Source organism: Streptomyces sp. NPDC054863 (assembly GCF_053610825.1).
Map to the genome: position 1 here is coordinate 1 of NZ_JBSGZD010000256.1, position 11663 is coordinate 11663.

Below are 11663 nucleotides of genomic sequence, written 5' to 3' on the forward strand. Positions count from 1 at the left end.
GCACCTGCGGTCCAGGTGGGCGTCCAACCCGCCGCAGCGCGGCGTGCACTGGATCAGCGGCATCGAGCTGGGCATCCGGCTGCTGTCCTGGGTGTGGATCCGCCGGCTGCTCGACGGCTGGCCGGGCGTGGCCGCCCTGTTCGAGGGCAACCCGGTGGCGCTGCACCAGATCTGGCACCATCAGCGCTGGCTGGCCGCCTTCCCCAGCCGGGGTTCTTCGGCCAACAACCACGTCGTCGCCGAGGCGGCCGGGCAGTTCGCCGCGGCCTGCGCGTTCGGGTGGTTCCCCTCCTCGGCGCGCTGGCGGGCCGACGCGCTGCGCTCGCTGGAGCGGCACCTGCGGAGCAACACCTTCCCCTCCGGCCTCAACCGCGAGCTGGCCACCGAGTACCACGGACTCGTGCTGGAGCTCGGCCTGGCCGCGGTGGCGGAGGCGGACGCCGCAGGCGTGCCGGTCCCCGCGTCGGTCCGGCTGGTGCTGCTGCGGATGACCGACGCGCTCGCGGCCGTCGTGGACGGCAGGCTGCGACCGCCGCGCCAGGGGGACGCGGACGACGGGCACGGTCTGGTCGTGGACGGTCCGGGCACCGACCGCTGGGCCTCGCTGCTGGCCACCGGGGAAGCCGTGTTCGGCAGGCTCGACTGGTGGCCGCCGGTCACGGGCACCGATGTGCGCACCCCGCTGCTGGCCGCGCTCGTCCGGCCGTACCCGAAGAACGGAACCGCACCGGCGGTGGCCCGCCCGGCGAGCCGCCCGGCCCACTTCACCGACGCGGGGCTCACCATCCTGCGCGGCCCGGAGGAGATCTGGTGCCGCTGCGACGGCGGTCCGCACGGCTTCCTGTCCATCGCCGCGCACGCCCACGCGGACGCGCTGTCCGTGGAGGTCCGGCACGACGGGGTCGATGTGCTCGCCGACCCGGGGACGTACTGCTACCACGGGCAGCCCGAGTGGAGGCAGTACTTCCGGTCGACCCTCGGCCACAACACGCTGCAACTGGACGGCGGTGACCAGTCCGTGTCCGGCGGCCCGTTCCTGTGGACCCGGCACGCCCGCAGCCGCGTCCTGGTCGCGGACGCATCCGGCGCGGGCGTGGCCCGCTGGTGCGCCGAGCACGACGGATACCAGGGCTCCGTGCACCGCCGCCGGGTGGAACTCAACTCCGCGGCAAAGGAGTTGCGGGTGGTCGACGAGGTGCGCGGCCCGTACAGGACCGCGCGGCTGGCCTTCCACCTCGGCCCGGCGATCACCGCGGATCTGGTGGAGAACCGGGCAGAGCTCACCTGGACCCGCGACGGCGAGGCCCGCTCCGCCGTACTCGATCTGCCGGAACAGCTGTCCTGGCGGGCACACCGCGGCGAGGGCGGCCCTTCCCCAAGCTCTTCGACCAGGGGAAACCCCATTCTGGGCTGGTACTCCCCCGGCTTCGGGCGCAAGGAACCCACCACCACGCTGGTCGGCACCGCCCTCCCTCGACAGCACAGCGCCGGCGGCACCGCGCTGTCCGGGGAGTTCACCACCGTACTCAGGTTCCGGGGCTAGGGGGACGCGTGGGGATCAAGTGGCGGTACGGGGCGTTACCGGCGGCGCCGCTGGTGCTGGTCCTGCTGGCGGCGACCGGCTGTACGAGCACGCCGGACGGGCCGGCGAAGCCGAGCGGTACGTCCTCCGCGGCCGGGGCGTCGTCCGTCTCCGGAGCGCCCTCCGCGTCCGTGGCCCGGGTGTGCGCCAAGCCCGAGGCCGGGCCGGCGAAGGCGCCGGCGGGTGCGGTGACGGTCGACCCCGCGGTCGTCGGTGACCTGGCCAGGAAGACCGAAAGCAGTCCTGCGCGCACCACGTTCTGGCTGCGACCGGGCAGGCACACGCTCGTGCCGGAGCAGTACGCCCAGGTCATCCCCAAGAAGGGGAACCGCTACCTCGGCGCGCCGGGCGCGGTGCTCGACGGCCGCAGGACCAACCAGTACGCGTTCGGCGGCGAAGCCACCGACGTCACCATCCGCCACCTGACCGTCCAGGGATTCGTCGCGCCGCACGACGAGGGCGTGGTCAACAACAGCTCGTCCGACGGGTGGGTGATCGAGCACGCGACGATCCAGAACAACTCGGGCGCCGGGATGATGGCCGGTGCCCGCCAGCAGGTTCGCGCCAGCTGCCTGCGCGACAACGGCCAGTACGGCATGAACGCGTACAAGAAGGGCGACTCCATCCGCGGTCTGGTGGTCGAGGGCAACGAGGTCGTGGGCAACAACACCGGCGACTGGGAGAAGCAGAAGCCGGGCTGCGGCTGCACGGGAGGGATCAAGTTCTGGGCCGTCAACGGCGCCGACATCCGCGGCAATTGGGTGCACGACAACCGCGGAGCCGGGTTGTGGGCGGACAACAACAACAACGACTTCCTCTTCGAGAACAACCTGTTCGAGGCCAACGACGGCGTCGCCCTCATGTACGAGACCAGCTACAACGCGGTCATCCGGAACAACACGATGCGGCGGAACAACTGGGTCGAGGGCGGCGGTTCCGCCAAGCGCGGCGACAACTTCCCGTACGCGACCGTCTACGTGTCCGAGGCCGGCGGCGAACCACGGATCCGGGCCCGCACGGACAAGATCGAGATCTATCGGAACGTGCTGGAGAACAACTGGAACGGGATCACCCTGTGGGAGAACTCCAACCGGTTCTGCAACAGCCCGGCCAACACCTCGACCGGATACTGCACGTTGCTGGTGAAGGACACCAAGCGCTGCGCGCAGCCGGCGATCGCCACCGCGCCGCTCTACGACGACTGCCGGTGGAAGACCCAGCGGGTGGACATCCACGACAACCGCTTCGTGCTGGACACGTCCGTCGTCGAGTGCACGACGGAGTGCGGACGCATGGCGGTGCTGTCCAACTACGGCACCTATCCGGACTGGTCGCCTTACAAGGCCAAGAAGGTGTCCCAGGCGCTCCTCCACAAGCAGCACAACCGCTGGCGCGACAACGTCTACCGCGGACCGTGGAGCTTCGTCACCGACGACCCGGGCCGGCAGGTCGACTCCCAGCAGTGGCAGGACGCTCCGTTCCGGCAGGACGCGGGCAGCACCTTCGCCCCGCAGGCCGGTGGCTGAGATGGGAGCGGACCTCGTACGCGGTGGGCCACCGGGCGGACCGGACACGACGGGCGGAGCCGAGACGGCGCGCGGAGCCGGTGCGGCGGGCGCCCGGCCCGGCGCCGCACCGCGTCCCGTCGGCACCCCGAAGACCGTCGGGGTGGCCTGGGCGCTGCTGGGCCTCAACGTGCTCGGCTCCGCCGGGGCGCAGACCATCTTCCCGCTGCCCCGCTCCCTCATCCAGATGGTCACCATGGGCGCACTGGTCGCCGCGTTCGCCCTGGCGCTCGCGGTCAACCTCCGGCTGCGCATCCGGGCGAGCGCCTTCCTGCTCCTGCTCACCCTGCTGCTGGTGCCGAGCGTGATCTCCAGCGCGAACCTGGAGTCCGGGTTCGGCGCGCTGTTCCGGTGCGCCCGGCTGGCTCTCTTCGTCGGCACGCTGTGGCTGCTCAGCCGCTGGTGGGACGGCAGCCTGACGTTCGTACGGAGCCACATACGGATGTACTTCGTGGTGCTCGGCACGGCGGCCGTCGGCCTGGTCCTCTCACCGGGCGCGGCCATGCCCGAGCTCTACGGCGGGCGGCTGGTCGGCGCGTTGTGGCCGCTCACCCCACCGCAGATCGGACAGTACGCGGCGGTGATCACCGGGCTCACCGTGCTGCTCGTGCTGGGCCGCAGGACCACCCGGGGCAGCGCGGCGCTGGTCATCGTGCCGTCCCTCGTCCTGCTCGCGCTGACCCATACCCGGACGGCCACGATCGGCCTGCTCGTCTCGTTGGTCCTGGCGATCGGCTCGCTCGCCCTGACCAGCGCCGCCGCCCGCCGTTTCTTCGCCTGGGCGGTGCTGTGCGCCGCGGTGGCCGCGGTGGGATTCGCCTCCGCGCTGCAGGCGTGGTTCCTGCGCGGACAGAGCCAGGAGTACTTCACCAGCCTCACCGGCCGGGCCAAGGTCTGGGACGCCCTGCTGGCGGCCCCCAGGACCGGCTCGGAACAGCTCTTCGGCACGGGTCTTGGCGACAAGTCGTTCGGCGGGCTGCCGATCGACAACAGCTGGCTGGCCGTTTACGACGAGCAGGGTCTGACCGGCACCGCCGTCGTGGTGGCGATGTTCCTCGTGCTCGGCGGCGTCGCGTTGCTGCGGCCACCGTCGCTGCCGAGGGCCTGCGCGATCTTCCTGATCAGCTACGTCGCGATCTCGTCGTACACCGAGGCCGGTCTCGGCGACGCCTCGGCGTACCTGCTGCACCTGGCCCTGGCCGCCTCGCTGCTTGCGGCACCTGCCGCGGCCACGCCGCTCCCGGCGCCAGCGACCCCTCGACCACATGTGCCCCGATGGGCCCGGAGGCGATTTTGAGCATGCACGTCATCGTGGTGCACAACCGTTACTCCTCGGCGCAGCCGAGCGGGGAGAACAGGGTCGTCGACCAGGAGGTGGAGCTGCTGCGCGCGGCCGGCCACCGGGTCGAGCTGTTCGAGCGGCGCAGCGACGACATCGCCGCCCGGTCCCTGCCGGGCAAGGTCGCGGTGCCGCTGCTCGTGCCGTGGAACCCGGCGGTCCGCGCCGAGCTCGCCGCCCGGCTCCGCGCCCCACGCCCCGACGTGGTGCACGTCCACAACGTCTTCCCCCTCCTGTCGCCCGCGGTGCTGGCCGCCTGCGCCGACGTCGGCGTGCCCGCCGTCGCCACGCTGCACAACTACACCCAGGTCTGCCCGCCCGGCACGCTGCACCGGGACGGCAGGCTGTGCACCGAGTGCGTCGGGTCGGCGGCGTCGCTGCCCGCCGTCCGGCACGGCTGCTACCGGAACTCCCGGCTGGCGACGGTGCCGCTCGCGGTCGGCCTGCTCGTCAACAGGCGGCGGTGGTGGTCCGGCGTGGAGCGGTTCTTCTGCATCTCCGCGGCGCAGCGCGAGCTCCTGGTGCGGTCCGGCATGCCGTCCGAACGGCTGGCGGTGAAGCACAACTTCGTACCCGACCCGGGCGCCCGCCGGGAGGGCCCGGGTGAGCACCTGCTCTTCCTCGGCCGGCTCACGGAGTCCAAGGGCGTGCGGCTGCTCATGGCCGCGTGGGACGAGGTCGCGGCGGGCGGCGGCGTCGGCGTGCCGCTCGTGCTCGCCGGCGCGGGGCCGCTGGAGGGAGAGGTGACCGCCTGGGCGGCGGGCCGGGACGACGTGCGGTACGTCGGCCTGTACGACCCGGACCAGTGCCGGCAGGCCGTCGCGCGGTCGGTCGCCGTGGTGGCTCCCTCGATGGCCAGGGAGACCTTCGGCCTGGTGGCCGCGGAGGCGATGGCTGCCGGGGTCCCGGCCGTCGCCGCCGGTCACGGCGCCTTCGCCGAGCTCGTCGAGGACGGGGTGACCGGGCTGCTGCACCGGCCGGGCGACGCCGTCTCGCTCGCGTCCTGCATACGCCGGATCGCGGCGGAGCCTGCCCGCAACCGGGAGATGGGCCGGGCGGCCAGGCGCCGTTACGAAAAGGACTTCAGCCCGGCCGTCGGTCTTGAGCGCCTGGTGGAGGGGTACCGCACCGCGATCGCGGGTCGGTCCGGCGGCGCGGACGGCGCGCCGCCTACAGGGAACACACACGCCGGCCCGCGGCGGAGCACCCGCCCGGGCAGGGATGGGGGCAGTAGATGACAGGATGCCGACTCTGCGGCTCGGCGGCGCTGACCAGCGTCGTCGATCTCGGGGCGACCCCGCCGTGCGAGAGCTTTCTCGCCGCGGACCAACTGGACCGGCCGGAGCCCGCCTACCCGCTGCACCTGCGGGTCTGCACCGACTGCTGGCTCGCGCAGATCCCGCCGCTGATCACGCCGGAGGACACGTTCAGCGAGTACGCGTACTTCTCCTCCTTCTCGACCTCCTGGGTGGAGCACGCGCGCACCTTCGTCGCCGACGCCGTACAACGGCTGGAGCTCGGCCCCGACGCCTTCGTGGTCGAGGTCGCGAGCAACGACGGGTACCTGCTGAAGCACCTGGTGGACCGCGACGTCCGCTGCCTGGGCATCGAGCCGTCGGTGAACGTCGGCGCCGCGGCGCGGGACGCGGGGGTGCCCACGCTCACGGAGTTCCTGAGCCCGGACACCGGTGCGGCCGTCCGTGCCGAGCACGGCCCGGCCGACCTGGTCGTGGCGAACAACGTGTACGCGCACATCCCCGACGTCGTCGGGTTCACCCGGGGACTGCGCGCCCTGGTCGCCGACGACGGCTGGGTCTCCATCGAGGTGCAGCACCTGCTGACGCTGATCGAGGAGAACCAGTACGACACGATCTACCACGAGCACTTCCAGTACTACACGGTGGCGTCCGCGATCCGGGCGCTCGCCGGCGGTGGACTGGCCCTGGTGGACGTGGAGTTGCTGCCCACGCACGGCGGCTCGATCCGGTTGTGGGCGCGCCCCGCAGAAGTGGCCGGTGAGCCGTCCCGCCGGGTGGCCGACGTCCTGGACCGGGAGAAGGCCGCCGGGCTCCAGGAGCTGTCCGGGTACACCGAGTTCTCCGCCCGGGTGGCCAAGGTACGCAGGGACCTCCTGCGGTTCCTGATCGATGCGGCCGAGCGCGGCGAGAGCGTCGTCGGCTACGGCGCCCCGGGCAAGGGCAACACCCTGCTCAACCACTGCGGCATCCGGCCCGACCTGCTCGCGTACACGGTCGACCGCAACCCCTACAAGCACGGCAGGTTCACCCCGGGCAGCCGCATCCCGATCCTGCCGCCCGAGCAGATAGCGGCCGACAAGCCGGACTACGTACTCGTCCTGCCCTGGAACCTGCGGGACGAGCTGATCGAGCAGTTGTCCTTCGTGCACGAGTGGGGCGGCCGGCTGGTCTTCCCGATTCCGGAACTGAGCATTGTCGAGGTCACGCCGTGAAGGAGTTCGCAGCATGAAGGTCGTACTGTTCTGCGGCGGTTACGGGCTGCGCATGCGCAACGGAACCTCCGACGACGTGCCCAAACCGATGGCGATGGTCGGCCCCCGGCCGCTGATCTGGCACGTCATGCGCTACTACGCCTACTTCGGGCACACCGAGTTCATCCTGTGCCTCGGGTACGGGGCGCACCACATCAAGGACTTCTTCCTGAACTACGAGGAGACGACGTCCAACGACTTCGTGCTGCGGGGCGGGCGGACCGAGCTGCTGTCCACGGACATCGCCGACTGGACGATCACGTTCGCGCAGACCGGCATCGAGTCGCCGATCGGGGAGCGGCTGCGCCGGGTGCGCCACCACCTGGACGGCGAGGAGATGTTCCTCGCCAACTACGCCGACGTGCTCACCGACGCCCCGCTGCCGGAGATGATCGACTCCTTCGCCGGGCGTGACGCCGGGGCGTCGATGATGGTGGTGCCGCCCCAATCCTCTTTCCACTGCGTCGAGTTGGGCGAGGACGGCCTGGTGGGGGGCATCACCGCGGTGAGCGACATGCCACTGTGGGAGAACGGCGGCTACTTCGTGCTCCGTCAGGAAGTCTTCGACCACATACCCGAGAACGGCGACCTGGTCGCCGACGGCTGCGGTCAACTCGCCAAGCAGGGACGCCTGGTCGCGCACCGGCACCGCGGATTCTGGAAGCCGACCGACACGGTGAAGGAGCGGGCGGCGCTCGACGAGGCGTACGCGCGCGGCGACCGGCCGTGGGCCGTGTGGGAGCGGAACGGCGTGGGGGCAGGCGCGTGATCCGGCTCGGGGCCGGGCCGCTGGACCGGATCGTCGCGGTGGGCGCGCACTGCGACGACATCGCCATCGGCGCCGGCGGCACGCTGCTGACGCTGTGCCGTGCGCGGCCGGGTGTCCGTATCGACGCGCTGGTGCTCTCCGGCGGCGGCACCGAGCGGGAGCAGGAGGAGCAGGCCGCGCTCGCCGCCTTCTGCCCGGGCGCCGACCTGCGCCTGACCGTGCTCAAGCTGCCGGACGGCCGGATGCCCGCGCACTGGGACGAGGCCAAGGCCGCGGTCGAGGAGCTGCGGCTGCAGACCGAGCCGGATCTGGTGCTGGCCCCGCGCACCGAAGACGCGCACCAGGACCACCGCGCCCTGGCGCAACTGCTGCCCACCGCGTTCCGCGACCACCTCGTGCTCGGCTACGAGATCGTCAAGTGGGACGGCGATCTCGGCCGGATGGGGGCGTACCAGCCGCTGTCGCACGAGGTCGCCGAACAGAAGGTGCGGCTGTTGCAGGAGCACTACCCCTCGCAGCGGCACCGGCCCTGGTACGACCGGGAAGCCTTCCTCGGACTCGCACGGATCCGGGGCATCGAATGCCACGCGCGCTACGCCGAGGCGTTCGCCGTCACCAAACTCACTCTCAATCTGGGGGACTGAACCTTGCGCGTACTGCTGACCGGACACCAGGGCTACCTGGGCACCGTGATGGCCCCGGTCCTGGAAGCCGCCGGGCACGAGGTCGTAGGACTCGACGCCGGACTCTTCGCCGACTGCGTGCTGGGCCCGCCGCCCGCGGACCCGCCGGGGCACCGGGTGGACCTGCGCGACGTCACCGCCGACCACGTGGCCGGGGTGGACGCCGTGATCCACCTGGCCGCACTGTCCAACGACCCGCTGGGCTCCCTCGCCCCGGACCTCACCTACGACATCAACCACCACGCGTCCGTACGGCTGGCCCGGCTGGCCCGCGACGCCGGGGTGAAGCGTTTCCTGTACGCGTCGACCTGCTCGGTGTACGGCGCCGCCGGCGGCGGGGACCTGGTGACCGAGGACGCCCCGCTGCGCCCGGTGACGCCGTACGCGGAGTCCAAGGTGCGGGTGGAGGACGACCTGCACGCACTGGCCGACGACGGCTTCAGCCCGGTGTACATGCGCAACGCCACCGCCTTCGGTCACTCGCCCCGGCTGCGCGCCGACATCGTGCTGAACAACCTGGTGGGCCATGCGCTCCTGTCGGGCGAAGTCCTCGTGCTGTCCGACGGCACCCCCTGGCGTCCACTGGTGCACGCCGGCGACATCGCCCGGGCCTTCGCGGCCTCGCTGACCGCGCCCCGGGAAACGGTGCACGACCGGGCGTTCAACATCGGCAGCGAGGTCAACAACGTCACGGTCGCCGAGATCGCCGAGCAGGTCGCCGAGGCGGTGCCCGGCGCGAAGGTCGTGATCACCGGGGAGAACGGCGCCGACCCGCGCTCCTACCGGGTGGACTTCGCCCGGTTCCGCGCCGCGATCCCCGGCTTCGACTGCGAGTGGACGGTGAAGCGGGGCGCGCTCGAACTCGCCGACGCCTACCGGAAGTTCGGGCTGACCCGGGAGGACTTCGAGCGGCGTTTCACCCGCCTCGCCGTGCTGCGCGCGGCGTCCGAGGCCGGCACGGTCGACGACACCCTGCGCTGGCGCCGATGACCGCGCCCGGCGAGCAGATGCACGCGCTGGTGGAGCGGCTGTACCCGCTGTGCCGGAGCATCACGGGCGACGGGGTGCGCGCCACTCTGGAGATCGTCGACGAGTACCTTCCGCTCCAGGTCCACGAAGTGCCGACCGGGACGCAGGTGCTCGACTGGACGGTGCCGCAGGAGTGGAACATTCGGGACGCGTACATCGCCGACGCCGCGGGCAACCGGGTCGTCGACTTCGCCGCGTCCAGCCTGCACGTGCTCGGCTACAGCGTGCCGGTGTCGAGGACCATGCCGCTTTCCGAGCTGCGCGCACACCTGCACACCCTGCCGGACCAGCCGAACCGGGTGCCGTACCGCACCAGTTACTACACGCCCCAATGGGGGTTCTGCCTCGCCCAGGACACCTTGGACGCGCTGCCGGAGGGCGAGTACGAGGTGCGCGTCGACTCCACGCTCGCCGACGGCCACCTCACCTACGCCGAGCACGTGGTACCCGGGCAGGTCCCCGACGAGGTGATCGTCTCCTGCCACGTCTGCCACCCGTCGCTGGCCAACGACAACCTGGCCGGGATCGCGGTGGCGACGTTCCTGGCCAGGGCGCTGGCGGAGCAAACGCCCTACTACACCTACCGGTTCATCTTCGCGCCCGGCACCATCGGGGCGATCACCTGGCTGGCGCGCAACTCGGAGCGGATCGAGCGCGTCAAGCACGGCCTGGTGCTGGCCTGTGCGGGCGACCGGGGCCAACTGACGTACAAACAGAGCAGACGCGGCGACGCCGAGATCGACCGGGTGCTGCGGCACGTGCTGGAATCCTCCGAACGCCCGCACCGGATCACCGAGTTCACCCCGTACGGCTACGACGAGCGGCAGTTCTGCTCGCCCGGGTTCGATCTCGGCGTGGGCTCGCTCAGCCGGACCCCGTACGCCGGATACCCCGAGTACCACACCTCGGCGGACAACCCGGACTTCGTCACCCCGGAGGCGATGGCGGACACCCTCGCCGTCTGCCGCGAGGCGTTCGCCGTGCTCGACCGCAACCGGTGCTACGTCAACCTCAGCCCTTACGGCGAACCGCAGTTGGGGCGGCGCGGGCTGTACGACTCGCTCGGCGGACGCAGTGACGCGAAGCAGGCGCAGCTGGCGATGCTGTGGGTGCTGAGCATGTCCGACGGCGCGCACAGTCTCCTGGACGTCGCCGAACGGGCGGCGCTGCCGTTCGCCGCCGTCGCCGTCGCGGCCGAAGCCCTGCACGGTGCCGGGCTGATCAAGGCGTGAAGCCGATGACCACCGAGGGGGAGAAGCCGACGAGAGAGGCGGGCCGGGACGGGCGGCCACGGCCGTCCGCCGGGCGGGCCATGGCCGGGCGGCTGTCCTGGGGGCTCGCCGACCAGGCGGCCTCCAGCATGACCAACTTCGCGGTGGGGCTGTACGTGGCGCGCTCGCTCGGGCTGACCGCGTTCGGCGTGTTCAGCCTGGCCTGGCTGACGTACGGCCTGGTGCTCAACGTCGCCCGCGGGCTGGCCACCGATCCGCTCGTGGTGCGCTTCAGCGGTGTGCCCCAGGCGTCCTGGCGGACGGCGGCGGCCCGGTCGACGGGGGCCGCGCTCGGCGTCGCCGCCGTGCTCGGCGGGCTGTGTCTGCTGGTCGGTCCTGTCGTCGGCGGCCCGGTGGGGACCGCCTTCGCGTGTCTGGGCGTGGTCCTGCCGGGGCTGCTGCTCCAGGACGCCTGGCGGTTCGCGTTCTTCGCCGCGGGCAGCGGGCGCAAGGCGTTCGTCAACGACCTCGTGTGGGGCGTCGCGCTGGTCCCGGCCATGCTGGTCGCGGCCCGCGTGGGCACCGTGGCGGCGTTCGTGCTGGCCTGGGGTGCGTCCGCCGCGGTGGCCGCGCTCTTCGGCTGCTTCCAGTCCGGCATCCTGCCCCGGGCGACGCGCTCCCTCGGGTGGCTCCGCGAACAACGGGACCTCGGATTGCGGTACTTGGTCGAGAACGTCAGCCTCAGCGGCGCGGCCCAACTGCGGGCGTACGGACTCGGCGGACTCGTCGGAGTCGGTGCGGTGGGCGCGATCCGGGGCGCGGAGCTTCTGCTCGGCCCGTTCCTGGCCCTGCTGATGGGCCTTTCGCTGGTCACCGTCGCGGAGGCGGCTCGGGTCCTGCGGCAGGCCCCGAGCCGTGTCGCCCGGTTCTGTTTCCTGCTCGGCGGCGGGCAGGCCGTCGCCGCGCTGCTGTGGGG

10 protein-coding genes are annotated in these 11663 nt (G+C 71.9%); all 10 read left to right on the forward strand.

Annotated elements, in window-relative coordinates:
- On the forward strand, positions 1 to 1543 hold a 1543-nt coding region (locus tag ACWGIG_RS30760; RefSeq protein ID WP_453324959.1), incomplete at its 5' end, for a heparinase II/III family protein.
- 8 nt (positions 1544 to 1551) lie between these two features.
- Entirely contained in the window at positions 1552 to 3108 is a 1557-nt protein-coding gene (locus ACWGIG_RS30765) for a right-handed parallel beta-helix repeat-containing protein (RefSeq protein WP_453324960.1), read from the forward strand.
- Between the two features lies 1 nt (position 3109).
- Positions 3110 to 4444: an O-antigen ligase domain-containing protein gene (locus tag ACWGIG_RS30770; RefSeq protein ID WP_453324961.1), complete on the forward strand. Its 1335-nt coding sequence runs from the start codon at positions 3110 to 3112 to the stop codon at positions 4442 to 4444.
- Positions 4445 to 4446: 2 nt separating this feature from the next.
- Positions 4447 to 5724, forward strand: coding sequence for a glycosyltransferase (locus tag ACWGIG_RS30775; RefSeq protein ID WP_453324967.1), 1278 nt, complete (start codon positions 4447 to 4449; stop codon positions 5722 to 5724).
- Positions 5721 to 6956, forward strand: coding sequence for a class I SAM-dependent methyltransferase (locus tag ACWGIG_RS30780; protein WP_453324962.1), 1236 nt, complete (start codon positions 5721 to 5723; stop codon positions 6954 to 6956). Before ACWGIG_RS30775 ends, ACWGIG_RS30780 begins: the two co-directional genes overlap by 4 nt.
- Before the next feature lie 13 nt (positions 6957 to 6969).
- Entirely contained in the window at positions 6970 to 7764 is a 795-nt protein-coding gene (locus ACWGIG_RS30785; protein ID WP_453324963.1) for a glucose-1-phosphate cytidylyltransferase, read from the forward strand.
- Complete coding sequence (locus ACWGIG_RS30790; protein ID WP_453324964.1) at positions 7761 to 8408, forward strand: PIG-L deacetylase family protein; 648 nt, start codon at positions 7761 to 7763, stop codon at positions 8406 to 8408. Before ACWGIG_RS30785 ends, ACWGIG_RS30790 begins: the two co-directional genes overlap by 4 nt.
- Before the next feature lie 3 nt (positions 8409 to 8411).
- On the forward strand, positions 8412 to 9437 hold the full coding sequence (locus ACWGIG_RS30795) for an NAD-dependent epimerase/dehydratase family protein (protein WP_453324965.1): 1026 nt from the start codon (positions 8412 to 8414) through the stop codon (positions 9435 to 9437).
- Entirely contained in the window at positions 9425 to 10708 is a 1284-nt protein-coding gene (locus tag ACWGIG_RS30800; RefSeq protein WP_453324968.1) for a DUF4910 domain-containing protein, read from the forward strand. The genes ACWGIG_RS30795 and ACWGIG_RS30800 overlap by 13 nt, the downstream gene beginning before the upstream one ends.
- A gap of 5 nt (positions 10709 to 10713) precedes the next feature.
- The coding region (locus tag ACWGIG_RS30805; RefSeq protein WP_453324966.1) for a hypothetical protein at positions 10714 to 11663 on the forward strand (950 nt) is incomplete at its 3' end.